The 14414-nt window shown below is 68.1% G+C and carries 11 protein-coding genes and 1 riboswitch; of the genes, 8 read left to right on the plus strand and 3 right to left on the minus strand.

The window, feature by feature from the left end:
* Position 1 precedes the first annotated feature (1 nt).
* The 5 genes from ACPYN7_RS16100 (at position 2) to ACPYN7_RS16120 (ending at position 6511) form a co-directional block, all read left to right on the plus strand.
* On the plus strand, positions 2 to 874 hold the full coding sequence (locus ACPYN7_RS16100; protein WP_424348312.1) for a thiazole synthase: 873 nt from the start codon (positions 2 to 4) through the stop codon (positions 872 to 874).
* Positions 871 to 2046 (plus strand): molybdopterin-synthase adenylyltransferase MoeB, encoded by a 1176-nt coding sequence (gene moeB / locus ACPYN7_RS16105; protein WP_424348313.1) that lies wholly within the window; start codon positions 871 to 873, stop codon positions 2044 to 2046. The genes ACPYN7_RS16100 and moeB overlap by 4 nt, the downstream gene beginning before the upstream one ends.
* 156 nt (positions 2047 to 2202) lie before the next feature.
* A riboswitch (SAM riboswitch) is annotated at positions 2203 to 2297 on the plus strand.
* Positions 2298 to 2402: 105 nt separating this feature from the next.
* Positions 2403 to 3716 carry an acyl-CoA dehydrogenase family protein gene (locus ACPYN7_RS16110; protein ID WP_058874242.1) on the plus strand — a complete coding sequence of 438 codons (1314 nt, stop codon included), beginning with the start codon at positions 2403 to 2405 and terminating at the stop codon, positions 3714 to 3716.
* A gap of 3 nt (positions 3717 to 3719) precedes the next feature.
* Positions 3720 to 5144 carry an MFS transporter gene (locus ACPYN7_RS16115; protein ID WP_082697078.1) on the plus strand — a complete coding sequence of 475 codons (1425 nt, stop codon included), beginning with the start codon at positions 3720 to 3722 and terminating at the stop codon, positions 5142 to 5144.
* Complete coding sequence (locus ACPYN7_RS16120) at positions 5141 to 6511, plus strand: LLM class flavin-dependent oxidoreductase (protein WP_424348314.1); 1371 nt, start codon at positions 5141 to 5143, stop codon at positions 6509 to 6511. The genes ACPYN7_RS16115 and ACPYN7_RS16120 overlap by 4 nt, the downstream gene beginning before the upstream one ends.
* Positions 6512 to 6739: 228 nt before the next feature.
* On the opposite strand, the gene ACPYN7_RS16125 is transcribed toward ACPYN7_RS16120, so the two are convergent.
* Positions 6740 to 7954, minus strand: coding sequence for an NAD(P)/FAD-dependent oxidoreductase (locus ACPYN7_RS16125; RefSeq protein ID WP_424348315.1), 1215 nt, complete (start codon positions 7952 to 7954; stop codon positions 6740 to 6742).
* Positions 7955 to 8353: 399 nt separating this feature from the next.
* On the opposite strand from ACPYN7_RS16125, the gene ACPYN7_RS16130 reads away from it, so the two are divergent.
* Complete coding sequence (locus tag ACPYN7_RS16130; RefSeq protein WP_101851568.1) at positions 8354 to 8986, plus strand: recombinase family protein; 633 nt, start codon at positions 8354 to 8356, stop codon at positions 8984 to 8986.
* A gap of 899 nt (positions 8987 to 9885) precedes the next feature.
* Here the strand turns inward: ACPYN7_RS16130 and ACPYN7_RS16135 are convergent.
* Positions 9886 to 10317, minus strand: a complete 432-nt coding sequence (locus ACPYN7_RS16135; protein ID WP_424348316.1) for a hypothetical protein — start codon at positions 10315 to 10317, stop codon at positions 9886 to 9888.
* 302 nt (positions 10318 to 10619) lie between these two features.
* Between ACPYN7_RS16135 and ACPYN7_RS16140 the strand changes: the two genes are divergently transcribed.
* Complete coding sequence (locus tag ACPYN7_RS16140) at positions 10620 to 11210, plus strand: recombinase family protein (protein WP_424348317.1); 591 nt, start codon at positions 10620 to 10622, stop codon at positions 11208 to 11210.
* A gap of 4 nt (positions 11211 to 11214) precedes the next feature.
* Here the strand turns inward: ACPYN7_RS16140 and ACPYN7_RS16145 are convergent, their stop codons facing one another.
* On the minus strand, positions 11215 to 11802 hold the full coding sequence (locus ACPYN7_RS16145) for a recombinase family protein (RefSeq protein WP_424348318.1): 588 nt from the start codon (positions 11800 to 11802) through the stop codon (positions 11215 to 11217).
* 541 nt (positions 11803 to 12343) lie between these two features.
* On the opposite strand from ACPYN7_RS16145, the gene ACPYN7_RS16150 reads away from it, so the two are divergent.
* Complete coding sequence (locus ACPYN7_RS16150) at positions 12344 to 13948, plus strand: hypothetical protein (protein WP_424348319.1); 1605 nt, start codon at positions 12344 to 12346, stop codon at positions 13946 to 13948.
* The last annotated feature ends 466 nt before the right edge of the window (positions 13949 to 14414 follow it).

Below are 14414 nucleotides of genomic sequence, written 5' to 3' on the forward strand. Positions count from 1 at the left end.
CGTGACCCACCCGCACCCCCACCCCATACACGACCCGCTGGTGCTCGACGGCACGGAACTGTCCTCCCGGCTGATCATGGGCACCGGAGGCCTCAGCTCGCTGCACACCCTCGAGCAGGCGCTGCTGGCCTCCGGCACCGAGCTGACCACCGTGGCCCTGCGCCGCTACGCACCCGGTCAGGGGGACTCCCTCTTCGCGATGCTCGAGCGCAACGACATCCGGATCCTGCCCAACACCGCCGGCTGCTACACCGCCCGGGACGCGCTGCTGACCGCCGAGCTCGGGCGGGAGGCGCTCGAGACCGACTGGGTGAAGCTCGAGGTCATCGCCGACGAGGACACGCTGCTGCCCGACGTGGTGGAGCTCCTCGACGCCACTGAGCAGCTCGTGGCCCGCGGCTTCAAGGTCTTCGCCTACACCTCGGACGACCCGGCCGTGGCCCGGCGCCTCGAGGACCTGGGCGCGGCCGCGGTGATGCCCCTGGGCGCCCCCATCGGCACGGGGCTGGGCATCCTCAACCCGCACAACATCGAGCTCATCGCCTCCCGGGCGTCGGTGCCCGTGGTGCTCGACGCCGGGATCGGCACCGCCTCCGAGGCCGCCCTGGCCATGGAGCTGGGCTGCGACGCCGTGCTGCTCGCCAGCGCCGTCACCCGCGCCCAGGACCCGGTGGCGATGGCCACCGCGATGCGCCACGCCGTGCTCGCCGGCCGGCTCGCCGCCGGGGCCGGGCGCATCCCCGCCCGCCGCCACGCCCACGCGTCCTCGCCCATGGCCGGGCGGGTCGGCACGGACGCCCCCGACGACGGGCCCGCCGTCGGCCCGGCCGACGTCCCGCGCGGTGACTGGGCACCCGTGGGGGAGCGGCCGTGAGCCCGCTGCCCCCGCTCGTGGCGCCCGGCCCCGAGCTGACGCGCGAGGAGCTCGAGCGCTACGCCCGGCACCTGACCCTGCCCGGGATCGGGCCGCTCGGCCAGCGGCGGCTGGGCCGCGCCCGCGTGCTCGTCGTCGGCGCCGGGGGTCTGGGCGCCCCGGCCCTGCAGTACCTCGCGGCGGCGGGGGTGGGGACCATCGGGATCGTCGACGACGACGTCGTGGCGCTCTCCAACCTGCAGCGCCAGGTGGTGCACACCACCGCCGACGTCGGCCGGCCCAAGGCCGTCTCCGCCGCCGAGGCCGTCACCGCGCTCAACCCGCTGGTCGAGGTCCGCACCCATCCCGTCCGGCTGGACGCGGACAACGCCGTGGACATCATCCGCGGGTACGACCTCGTCCTGGACGGCGCCGACAACTTCACGACCCGCTACGTGGTCAGCGACGCCGCCGCCCTGACCGGCACCCCCTGCGTGTGGGGCTCCATCCTGCGCTTCGAGGGCCAGGTCAGCGTCTTCTGGGCCGGGCACGGACCCACCTACCGGGACCTCTACCCCGAGGCCCCGCCGGACGGCGAAGTGCCCAGCTGCGCCGAGGGCGGGGTCTTCGGCATGCTCCCCGCGACCATCGGCTCGGTCATGGTCACCGAGGCCGTCAAGCTCGTCACCGGCACCGGCGAGCCCCTGCTCGGGCGGGTGCTGCTGCACGACGCGCTCGCGATGACCTGGCGCGAGATGCGCCTGACCGCGGACCCCGCGGCCGCCCCGGTCACCGCGGTGGCCCGGCCCGCCGCCGGCTGCGCGCTGCCCGGGGCGGACCCCGCCGAGACCGTCGGGGCGGCCGAGCTGGCCCGGCTGCTCGAGCGCCGCTCCCGCGGAGAGGCGTCCTTCGCCCTGGTGGACGTGCGCGAGGACTGGGAGCGGGAGCTCGTGGCCATCGACGGCGCCGTGCCCGTGCCCCTGCAGAAGATCCTGGACCGCGGCGCGGACGCCCTGCCCCCGGAGGCCCGCGGCGCGGACCTCGTGCTGCACTGCAAGGCCGGGGCCCGCTCCGCGACCGCGCTCGCCGCGCTGCGGCCCTTCTACGCCGGGCGGGAGGAGCGGGTCCGGCACCTCGAGGGCGGGGTGCTCGCCTGGGTGGAGCAGGTGGCCCCGGACCAGCAGGTCTACTGAGGCGGTCCGCCGCACTCCCCTCCTTCCCCGGGCGGACGACCGGGTCGATACACCACTCCGGACGAGATGACCGTCTGTGACGCCGTCGTGACATCCGATGACGCGCACAGGTCATCGGCTGGCTCCGGACCCGGGTGGTCTGGTGCGATGTCGGACGTCCCATTCAGAGCGGCTGAGAGATCTGGCTCGACGACGCCGCAGCAACCCGCCCTCCCCCGGGGCCAGGGTGCTAAGGCCAGAACCGATGGAGATCCCGGATCTGCAGCCGGTCCCTGACGTCGGCGCCCGGCGCTGCCGTCACCGGGCCGGACCCTGGCGCGACCGGCACTCCTCGGTGCGACCGAGAGGACCACCGCATGACCCGCACCACGGACGAGAGGACCGCTGTCCGTTCCCGCGCCGGCACGAACCCCGCCGCCGGCCTGCCCCGGGACTACGCCGGGCTCCAGGAGCACTTCCGGCCCCTGTTCGCGGAGATCGCCGCCGGCTCCCTGGACCGGGACCTCCAACGCGTGCTGCCCCACGCGGAGGTCCGCCGGCTGGACCGGGCCGGCTTCGGCGCCCTGCGCGTCCCGGCGGCCCACGGCGGTCCGGAGGTCGGCCTCGAGGACTTCACCCGGCTGCTGATCGACCTGGCCGAGGCCGACTCCAACATCGCCCACCTCTACCGCTCCCACGCCGGCTTCGTGGAGTCCCTGCGCTTCCTGCCCCGGGAGCTCCAGGAGGTCTGGTACCCGCGGGTGCTGGCCGGGGCCACCGTGGGCAACGCCTCCACGGAGAAGGGCGGCAACGCGCTCGGCACCCTGAACACCGTGCTGAGCCGGACCGCCGGGGGCTGGGAGCTCACCGGCCGGAAGTACTACGCCACCGGCTCGGTCTTCTCCGACTACACCCGCGTCTCGGCCGCCCTGGACGGCCAGGACGGCCGCCGCTTCGCCGTCGTCCCCACGGACGCCGAGGGCGTCACGCTCGAGGACGACTGGGACGGCTTCGGGCAGAAGCTCACCGGCACCGGCACCGCGGTCTTCGACCGGGTGCGCGTCCCGGACGACGCCGTGCTGGACCGCACCGCCGGCAGCGCGGAGGCCGTCCACGAGGCCGCCTTCTTCCAGCTGGTGCTGCTGGCCGTGCTGGCCGGCATCGCCCGGGCCGCCCGGCGGGACGCCGTGGACACCATTGCCGCCCGCCGGCGGACCTTCAACACCGGGCTCGGCCTGCCGTTCCGGGAGGACCCGCTGATCCAGGAGGCCACCGGACGGATCTCCGCCAAGGCCTTCGCCGCGGAGGCCACCGTGCTGCACGCCGCCCGTGCCCTGGACGCCGGGATCGCCGCCGCCGCCGCGGCCGGCGCCGACCGGCCGGAGTTCACCGGAACCCTCCCGGCGGCGCTGCACCAGTCCGAGATCGCCGTGGAGCACGCCCAGGTCACCGTGCCGGAGCTGGCGCTCGGCGCGGCCCAGGACCTGTTCCTCACCGTGGGCGCCTCCGCCACGTCCACGGCCAAGGGGCTGGACCGGCACTGGCGCAACGCCCAGACCGTGGCCACCCACAACCCGATCGCCTTCCGTGCCCGCGCCCTCGGCGACTACCTCATCAACGGCACCCTGCCGGAGGGCCTGAACGCCATCGGCGACGCGAAGACCCCCGCCGACCGAACCCCAGGAGCCTGACCCATGACCACCACGAGCACGGCCGCCGCGGGCCGCAGCAGCATCGTCCACGGCAAGAAGCGCGTCCTGGCCTCGGCCTTCGCCGGCACCACCATCGAGTGGTACGACTTCTACCTTTACGGCACCGCCGCCGCGCTGGTCTTCAACGTCCAGTTCTTCCCCATGGCCACCGAGGTCGGCGGCATCGTCGCGTCCTTCGCCACGCTCGCGGTCGGGGTCATCGCCCGGCCCCTGGGCGGGATCATCGCCGGGCACCTGGGCGACCGGATCGGCCGCAAGGCCCTGCTGGTGGCCTCCCTGATGCTCATGGGCGTGGCCTCCACCCTGATCGGGCTGCTGCCGACCTACGAGGTGATCGGCTGGTGGGCCGTCGTCGGGCTCGTGGTCCTGCGCATCCTCCAGGGCCTGTCCGCCGGCGCCGAGTGGGGCGGCTCCGCGCTGCTGAGCGTGGAGCACTCACCGGCCCGGCACCGCGGGTTCTTCGGGTCCTTCACCCAGATCGGCTCCTCCGCCGGCATGCTGCTGGCCACCGGGGCGTTCTTCATCGTGCAGAACGTCATGAGCGAGGAGCAGTTCGCCGCCTACGGCTGGCGCATCCCCTTCCTGCTCTCGGCCCTGCTGGTGGCGATCGGCCTGTGGATCCGCCTCGGCGTGGCCGACGCCCCGGAGTTCCTGGCGCACCGGGCCTCGGGCAACGTGGCCACCGCGCCCCTGCGGGAGCTGCTGACCCACCACCGCCGCCCGCTGCTGGTCACGATCGGCCTGCGCCTGGCCCAGAACGCCGTCTACTACCTGGTGACGGTCTACATGCTGACCTACCTGCGGGACGTGCGCGGGGACAGCGCCGCGGGCGTGACCGCGGTGATGATCGCCTCGGCCATCGGCCTGTTCTCCACCCCGTTCTGGGGCTGGCTCTCCGACCGGGTGGGCCGCAAGGTCGTCTCGGTGACCGCCTACGCGGCGATCGGCGTCTTCGGCTGGGTGCTGTTCGCCTTCCTCGACACCGGCCCGCTCGCCCTGCTGCCGCTCGTGGTGATCCTGGGCATCAACCTCGTCCACGACGCGATCTACGGGCCGCAGGCGGCCTGGTTCGCCGAGCAGTTCCCCGTGCACGTGCGCTACTCGGGGGTGAGCTTCGGCTACCAGGTCGGCACCGTCCTGGGCGGCGGGCTGATGCCGATGATCGCCGCCCTGCTGTTCGCCGCCGGCGGGGGCACCCCGTGGCTCATCGCCGGCTACCTCTCCGGACTGGCGGTGCTCTCGATCGTCGCCGCCCTGGCCGCGAAGGACCCCGCCCGCGAACAGCGCGGCACCGAGCTCACCGACCTGCACGACATCCGCAGCGCCCTCGGCGCGACCCGAGCCGCCGACGCCGGGACCACCCCCGGGACCACCCCCGAGACAACCCCTGCGAGGAGCACCGTATGACCCGCCCCCTGCTGCTGAACGCCTTCGACATGATGGTGCCCGTGCACCAGTCACCGGGACTGTGGCGCCACCCCGAGGCCGGGGTCACGCAGTTCGACACGCTCGAGTACTGGACGTCCCTGGCCCGCACCCTCGAGAACGGCGGCTTCGCCTCGCTGTTCCTGGCGGACATCCCCGGCGTCTACGACGTGTACGGCGGCGGGACCGAGGCCACTGCCCGCGGAGGAGTGCAGTACCCGCTGCTCGACCCGCTCGTCGCGGTGCCGGCGATGGCCGCGGCGACCGAGCGGCTCGGCTTCGGGGTGACCGCCTCGGTCACCTACGAGGCCCCCTACCTGCTGGCCCGCACCTTCGCGACCCTGGACCACTTCACCCGCGGCCGGGTGGCGTGGAACGTGGTCACCTCCTACCAGGACTCCGCCGCCCGGAACCTGGGCATGGACCGGCAGATCCCGCACGACGAGCGCTACGACCGCGCCGACGAGTACATGGAGGTCATGTACAAGCTCCTCGAGGGATCCTTCGAGCCCGGGGCCGTGAAGGCCGACGCCGCCGCCGGGGTCTTCGTGGACCCCGACCTCTCGCACCCCGTCGGCCACGAGGGCACCTGGTTCTCCGTGCCCGGCCACGCGCTGACCCACCCCGGGCCCCAGGGCACCCCGCTGCTGTTCCAGGCCGGCGCCTCGAAGCGCGGGCAGCAGTTCGCCGTCGACCACGCCGAGGCCATCTTCTTCATCGGCAACACCCCGCAGCTCGTGCGCCGGTGGACCGACGGCGTCCGGGCCGAGCTCGCCGAGCGGGGGCGGGCCGAGGACGCCGTGAAGACCTTCACCATGGCCACGGTGGTGGTCGCCGAGACCGACGAGGAGGCCCACGCCAGACTGGCGGGGTACCGCCGGCACGTGGACATCGAGGGAGCGCTGTCCCTGTTCGGCGGCTGGACCGGGGTCGACCTCGCCGGGGCGGACCCCGAGGCGCCGCTCGAGTACGTGGCCACCGACGCCAACCAGTCCGCGCTCGCGGCGTTCACCTCGCTGTCCCCGGACCGGACCTGGACGGTGCGGGACCTGGCCGAGTTCGTGGCCATCGGCGGCCGCGGGCCCGTCATCGCAGGGTCCCCCGGCACCGTGGCGGACGAGCTGGAGCGCTGGCGCGAGGAGGCCGGAGTCGACGGCTTCAACATCTCGGCGGCCGTGCGGCCGGCGGACCTGGAGCGGTTCAGCACGATGGTGTCGCCCGAGCTGCGGCGCCGGGGCCTGCTGCCGGAACCCGGCACCGTCCCCGCCGGCAGGACCCTGCGCGAGGCGCTGACCGGCGCCGGTCCGCGGCTGGCCGACGACCACCGCGGGGCCTCCTACCGCCGGTGACCGCTGGGCCTTCGAGGCACACCGCTCGACGGGTCCGTCGGACGGTCACTGTCCCGGTTCCTCGGCGCGGCGGAGTGCACCTGCCCCGGAGAGGGCAGGAGCGCTTCGCCGCGCCGAGGCGCAGAAGGCGACCATCGGCCGCCGGGGAACGGATCATGGGGGTCGCGGGCAATCAGGTGCCATCGGAGAGGGGAACGAGGCGCCACGGATGTGCCCACACATGGTCCACTAGAAGCCCCGGAGGATCACGTTCCAGTAGTCCCGGGGGAGGACCTCGAGGTCGAAGAACCAGGAGGCGCGGTTCGGGGCCAGCAGCGGCACACCGGGGATGCTGGGTGCCAGTTCGTTGTCCCGGTCGAACTCGGCCAGCACGGCCCGGCCCCGCTGCACCGTCACGGGGGTCACGGTGTACCCGTCGTAAAAGGCGGTGGGCTCCCGGCCATCGCGGGTGGCCAGGAGATTCTCGGTGAGGATCTTCGTCTGGTGGCGCAGTGCCCCGCCGGACGAGGTGGTCTCCAGCGCGGCAGCGTCCCCGCAGGCCCACACGCCGGGCACACGGCGGTGACGCAGGGTCTGTGCATCCACGTCCGCGTAGCCGGCCCAAGCGGTGCCCGCGCCCGGCGCGACGCCCAGTCCCGCGTCGGCGATCCAGGCCGGGGCCCGGTGGACGGGGCTGTGGTGCAGCAGGTCGTAGGGCAGGTCCCGGGGCGTCCCGTCGACCGTGGCCCGCAGCCGGCGGGAGCCGGCGTCGATCGACTGCACGTGGGTGCTCGTCAGGACCGTGATGCCGTAGCGCCGGACCCAGGGCTGCAGCACCCGGTCCACGTCCGGCTGGCCGAACACGGTGGCAGTGGGCGTCAGCAGGGTCACCTCGATGTCCTGCAGGACACCCTGGCGCTGCCAGTAGTCGCAGGCCAGGTAGAGGATCTTCTGCCCGATCTGCGGAGTGGGTGCCGGGCCGTCCGGGATGGTGAACAGCGCCCGGCCGCGGCGCAGCCCGCGGATCAGCTCCCACGTCTTGGGGGCCAGCTCCACGGTGTAGTTGGTCGAGGCGTGCGGGCCGGCCATCGCCTCGGCACTGCCGGGGACACGGTCCCAGTCCGGGGTGGAGCCGGCGCAGATCACGACGTCCCGGTAGCCGATGTGCTCGCCGGACGACAGCGTGGCCGTCCGTGCTGCCGGATCCAGTGCCTGGACACGGTCCTGGACCCATCGCACGCCGCGAGGCATCACGCGGTGCTGGGCCCGGGACATCTGCCGCACGGTCTTCAGCCCGGCGCCCACGTAGGAGAGCATCGGCCGGTAGTGGTGCGTGGACTTCGGCTCCGCGATCACGATGTCCGTGATGCCCCTGCGGCGCAGTCGTGCGGCCAGCGAGATCCCGGCATTGCCGCCGCCGATCACGAGGACGTCAGTGGCGTGATCCGAGGGTGCAGTGGTCATCATGACTCCGTGGGACGAGGATGGCTCCACGGCCCCGAGCGGGGCCGCCCGACCATTCGACCACGAGCCGCGGCGCCCGCGCCCGAGCGGTGGGCATCCGAGGATTGAGAGGCTCCATGGGCGTCCATGTCGAGGAACTTGCCCGTCAGGACAGCTGATCGACGGTGCGATGCCGGTGCCTGTTCCGCCAAGGGTCCGGATGAAGTGGCGTCCTGTGTCCCATGGGATGCGAGACGTCTCGTCGAGCTCGAGGTGACTGTGCCACTTCCTTGGTAGTGGGACGACCCGCGTGGAGATCCTTGACTGATGTGCATGCTCGGCGTTTCTTGTACCAAAGCTTGGACCAAAAGTCATGAACCGGTTAGGCCGTACGGATTCGACTTCCGGTACGCTGGGCGCATGGAATTGGGCTACGCGCGGGTCTCGACGGCCAAACAGGACCTCGACCGGCAGATCGATGCCCTTCGGCAAGTCGGGATCGCGCCCGAGCGGATCTATGTGGACAAGAAGTCTGGGGCCACCACGGAGCGTCCCGGACTGACCGCGGCCCTGGCCTACGCCCGCCAAGGCGACGTGATCGTGGTGCACACCCTGGACCGGCTCGGGCGCACCGTGCGCGACACCCTGAACCTGATCCACGATCTCGCGGAGCGGGGGGTGGGGGTGCGCAACTTGGCGGACCCGATCAAGGTTGACTCCACTAACCCGAATGATCCGATGGCGCAGCTGGCGGTGGTGCTGCTGGCGCTGTTCGGGCAGATGGAACGGACCTACACCCTCGAGCGCGCCGCCCATGCCCGGTCGGTGGCCACGGCCAAGGGCCGGCGGATCGGGCGGCCTTCGGTGGTGGATCCGGACAAGCTGGCCTACGCAGCCCATCTGCGCGCCAGCGGGCACACGGTGGCTGAGATCGTGGCCAAGACCGGGATCACCCGCACCACCCTCTACCGCCACCTGCCGCCGAGGCCTCCGGCGGCGGTGACCGCCGGGCCGGTCACCGCCGCCGAAGCCGACCCTGGTCCGACAGACTGACTCCTCACCACACCCCTGACTGTCCGGGCTCAGCCAGAAGAGCATCCCCAGCTGGCTGGGCTCTGCCCACGGTCACGGGCGTTAGTGGCGATGATCCCCTCCGCACCGACGCCGGTGTTCCCGACGTCCGTCCCGAGCTTCTGCATTGGCTGCTCGACCGCCTCGGATCATGGGTGAGCAGCGCGTTGGACTGCCGGTGCTGCGGTGGCGGTGCTACGCAGGACCACCGGATGGGAGAGCTGATGGGCCAAGGGCAGGGCCGGGTCCTGCTCCTGGGCGGAGAATCCCTCGCTGTGCTGGGAAAGCAGAGAGCCGGACATGGGATGGTGTCCGGCTTTCTGTGTGGGAGATGCCTTTCCGCCACAGCACCAGTGTGAAACACCGTGAGGGCCGCTGACTAGAGGTTTCGTGCCGTGGTGGACGCGTATGACCGAGTGAGTCCAGGGGGCGACGTCGATGACGATAGTTGCCCTGGGATCAACGTCGCTCACAAGGGCGCCGCCCGACCGAGGGGATGACTCGTCAGTCGAGGGCTGGGCTGAGCGACGTCTTCTTGAGGGCGGATGCGCCTGCCGTCGCTGCGAGATCGTGGATAGATGTGGCAGGGGCGGGGTGGCCCCCCGGCCATCCCGCCCCGTGCTGCTTCGTCGCGGACCATGATCTGGCGCGCACCATGGATCCCCCCGGAACCATGGTGCGCCCGGTCAACACGGCCGAAGCTGGAGGATGGTCTGATGCAGATCACCTGTCCCCCTGGTAAGCCAGGATGCTCGCCCCCGCCCCGTGCGGCAATGTCGGGGCTGTGTTCGCGTTCACAACCTGAAACAACAATGTGCGGTCGTGAATAGAAGGGGTCGGGGTGGTCGGGCGTGGCGGGAAGGAGTGGCCCGTGCGCAGGGTCAGCCGCCGATGCTCGAGGTCTCGTCCTCGAGGTCGTCGAGCACCCACTCCGAGAGCTGTCCGGCCGGGACGACGAGCGTGTCCTCGCGCAGCAACTGCGTCTCCTGGTCCGAGAGGGGTTCCTCGGTGACCTCGGTGACCTCGGTGTCGTGGGCGGCGCGTGCGGCTGCGTAGCCGGCGGCCAGTTCGGTGGCCCACTCCTGGTGGCCGGCGTAGCAGGGGTGATCGGGATCGGAGCTGCACGCCTCCAGCCACCGTGCCGGCTCCCATGGGGCGGAGGTGGTGGGCATCAGGTGCTGGTGCAGCTCCCAGGTGACCTCGGCCCAACGGCCCGCGGGGGTGACCACCATGGGGTAGTAGGTGGCGGCCCACTGGGTGGGAGAGGCCGGGTGCAACTCGACGGCCAGGGCTCCAGGGGTGGAGGTCGTCATGTGTTGTTCCTGTTCGCAGGTGAGGGATGGTCCCGCGGCGCCGGCTTGGGGCAGGGCAGGGCCGTGCCGGCAGGCCGGGGCCCCGTGGTGATTTACCAGGGTAGGCGCGGGGTCGATAATTCTAGAAGCAGGCTGAGCAATGTGACATCAGGCCGCTTTTCAAACCATGGGATGCGAGACGTCTCGTCCGAAAAATTTGCGCCCGCATGATTCCGCGGATCTGGGTGTCTCGCATCCTTGTGCTTTATCCATGCCCCTAAAATCGGATACTCAACGTCAGTTGCGAGACAGATGGAGTGGATGTGGGGAAGCTGATCGGCTACGCGAGGGTGTCGACGCGGCAGCAGGGCGCCGACCGTCAAGTCGCTGACCTGCTTGGTGCCGGTGTGCGACGCGATGACATCTATATCGACCATGGAGTGTCTGGCGGACGTGCGTCACGTCCGCAGTTCGACCGTGCCGTGGCTGCGCTCGAGGAAAGCGACACGCTGGTTATCACCACGTTGGATCGCCTGGGCCGGTCGACGCAGAACATGCTGACCTTTGCCGAGGCGCTGCGGGGCAGAGGCGCCGGACTGCGGGTGCTCAACCTCGGTGGGGGAGACGTGGACACCGCTACCCCGATGGGTTCGATGGTCTTCACCGTCATGGCCGCACTGGCCCAGATGGAGCTGGAGATCAAACGGGAACGGATCACCGACTCGGTGGCCAAGAGGCGGGCTGCCGGCAAGGACCTCGGCGGAAGACGCCGGACCTTCACCGATTCCCAGATCCGCAATGCCCTGCGGCTCATCGAGGGCGGAGAGCCGGCCACCCAAGTGGCACGGGACCTCGGCATGTCTCGGGCGACGCTCTACCGGCGGATTCGAGAGCTGCCCTCCACGGTGGTGTGAAGCTTTAGCTGGTGCGCTTGGCCAGCTCTCGCTGGATCGTGCGGTAGACCGTGGAGCGGGCCACCCCGAACAACTCCGCCAGCTCTGCCTGGGTGTGCTCGCCCTTCTCGTGCAGGGACATCAGGTGCCGGCGCTGCAGCACGGAGAGCTTCGGCTGCCGCCCACGCAGTCGGCCCTTGGCCCGAGCGATGGCCATACCCTCGCGGGTGCGCATCCGGATCAAGTCGGATTCGAACTCCGCCACCATGCTCAGCACGTTGAACAGCAACCGCCCCACCGGATCGGTGGGGTCGTACTCGCTGCCACCGAGCGAGAGGGTCACTCCCCGGCCGGTGAGCTCATCGGCGATGTCGCGGGCATCGGGCAGGGAGCGGGCCAGGCGGTCGAGTTTGGTGACCACCAGCGTGTCCCCGGGCCAGCAGGCGGCCATCGCCTCGCGCAGTCCCGGGCGGGACCGGTGCGCCCCGGTCAGGCCATGGTCGACGTAGATCCGTTCCTCGGCCACGCCCAGGCGTTGCAGGGCTTCCCGCTGGACGGTGAGGTCCTGCTCGATGGTGGAGACGCGGGCGTAGCCGATTCTCTTCCCGCTCACCTTTCCAGTGTTGCGCATGCCGTACCTGTGCGGGCACCCCCTTACGGGCGGGGCATACGGGCATCAACCCCAGTCGGTTTCCTGCCTTCAAATCGTGATGTAGGCCCGCAGCGGGAGGGGTCCCCCTGGCGGGCACTTCTTGACCACTGTCAAGGCGAAATAGTGAAGACCTCGACCATCAGTGTCACGCGTGAGGGTGATTGTAGATTTGCGGCCGATATGTCTAGCTAGATGCATGGGAATATGGGGCAGGCAAGGATCCGGAGTGCGAGCTCGAGCTTCAAACCGAGGTGTTCGCACCGACATGGGTCCGCGAGCATCCCACATCCGTGTCGGTGCTGGACTGACGGGATTTTCCTTGGGCACCGGACCGGTTGGCTTCTACGCCACCCGGGGACTGAAATTTGCACGTCGCAGTAGCTAGTTGCCCAGCAAAGCCAAAATGGAAATTTTAGGCGATATTAATGTAAATTAAATAAATATCGCAACAATCAGACTTAGAGCAAAAGTCAGTTTAATAGAAAATTAAAGGAAGGCTCTGATGAATACAGAGACACTCCTCGCTGCCTTGCAGGAGGTTGAAAAGCGTGCCGAGCGAGTCAGTGAACAGGACGTCATCGCAACGTACGTAGGTGTTGATTCGTTGGTCAATGCCCTGAAAACTCGAGACAATGGTATTGTCTATGGCCGCCGTGGCACCGGAAAAACCCATGCTTTGAAGTATCTTGCAGAAATTGAACGCGCGAAGGGCAACTCTGTAGTTTACATCGACATGGAGCAAGATGTTGGATCAACGGAAGGCCGTTACGCTGACACAAATTTATCCTTAAGCGAGCGTGCCACGCGTCTTGTCGTCGATGTCCTTAGCATTGTACACACCCGATTGCTTGAAGATGCTTTTTCGGGAAAGGCGGATACTCAAATAGAAATCCTCGACCGCATGCTTGATCACTTCGATCAGGTCGTAGTGGTCGAGGAAACAGAAGAGGAAAGAATTTCCGGCCGTGAGGATAAGGGCGGAGCGAACGCATCTGTTGGAATCAAGGCTAACCTTGCTGGGCTCAGTGGGGATGCAAAGCTTGGTGGCAATAATGAATCTAAAGTTTCAGATTCGCAACGGGTGCGCGTGACGGGAAAGCCACGATATCGAATTCACTTCGGGGGTGTCACCCAGTCGATGAAACAGGCCATTCAGGCCTCGTCTGCTAGTCGTTTTTGGGTATTGATAGATGAGTGGAGTGGAATACCGCTCGATCTCCAGCCCTATTTAGCTGAAATGCTGCGGCGGCTTTTCTTCGGTATCCCAAAGGTGACGGTTCGTATCGGCGCCATTCCGCATCGCACCGAATGGCGCATAGCTGGAGAACGGGGAAGTTATATCGGGGCCGAAATTGGAGCGGAGATTTTTCCGTTACTTGATTTGGATGAGTTTGTTGTTTTCCCTGCAAGGAATCGAGAAGAGCAAGCAGAACGCTCCCTTTCCTTCTTTCGCTCACTGCTTCATCGTCACGTGTCACAGGCATTGACAAGTATTGGAGTCAATGAGTCTGTATCGCCAGCTGAGCTCGTCAGTCTTCTATTCACGCAGGTGACCGCCCTGCAGGAAGTGATTAGGGCGGCCGAAGGCGTGCCTCGAGACGCCTTAAACATTGTTGGTCGGGCTGGTCTTCGGGCGGGAGGTTCGAAAATTGCGGTAACTCATGTTCGCGAGGCCGCCGCTCAGCTTTATACAACTACTAAGGCCGCTCAACTTAACGGGGTTCCATCTGCGCGCATGCTTTTGGATCGTATTGTTCAGGATGTCATTTCCGGCCGTAAGGCTCGGGCATTCCTCCTTGCTCAAGAGCAAACCAATCATCCGTTGATTCAGCAACTGGTTGACGATCGCATTCTTCACATTATCAAGCGAGGGTATTCGAGCAAAGACGATCCCGGGGAGCGGTTCGATGTTTTGCAGATTGACTATGGTTGCTATGTTCATCTTTTAGGAACGACTGCCGCCCCACAACGCTTTTTGGGCGAGGCAGAAGATGATACTGCATTTTCCGCCCTTGTTGGCGCTGTTGAAGTACCCGAAGACGACTACCGTGCAATCCGGCGGGCGGTTCTCAATCTTCCGACCATGCTTCGAGGCCTCCCGCAATAAGTTGGTTGGCTTAAATTTTCATGTATAAATGATTCGCCTAACTCGATTTAATTGTGCTGAGACGGAGGTTTTGACGCCTCATTACTCCGAGTTCACTACTGTCAACACTGCGCTGATCGCCCAAGGCCGCTTAATATCCCGAAAGCCATCGGGTCGACGACGCACAAGAGGTTCTGCTTTCGGGATGTCCGAATATGACTATGAGTATCGTCCGTAGGTCTCGAATGGAGGCCGCCCATGGCACCGAGGGTGCTACGCATCCCTCGGTGCCATGAACCACGGCTCACCGTCGAATTCGTGGTCCATGCCGGACGTGTCGACAGACACACGAGTGGGTTCCGGTAGTTGCTCGGGACGAATTTCTCGTCCTCGTGGTGATGGAATAGCCACTCGCTCGCGTTCACAACCGTGTGGTAGTTGAAGAATCTTTCCAGTTTCGCCGTGCCGAGCTGAGTCGTGTCGGCCG

This window comes from Kocuria sp. CH-021 (assembly GCF_049716185.1).
Taxonomy (GTDB): domain Bacteria; phylum Actinomycetota; class Actinomycetes; order Actinomycetales; family Micrococcaceae; genus Kocuria; species Kocuria cellulosilytica.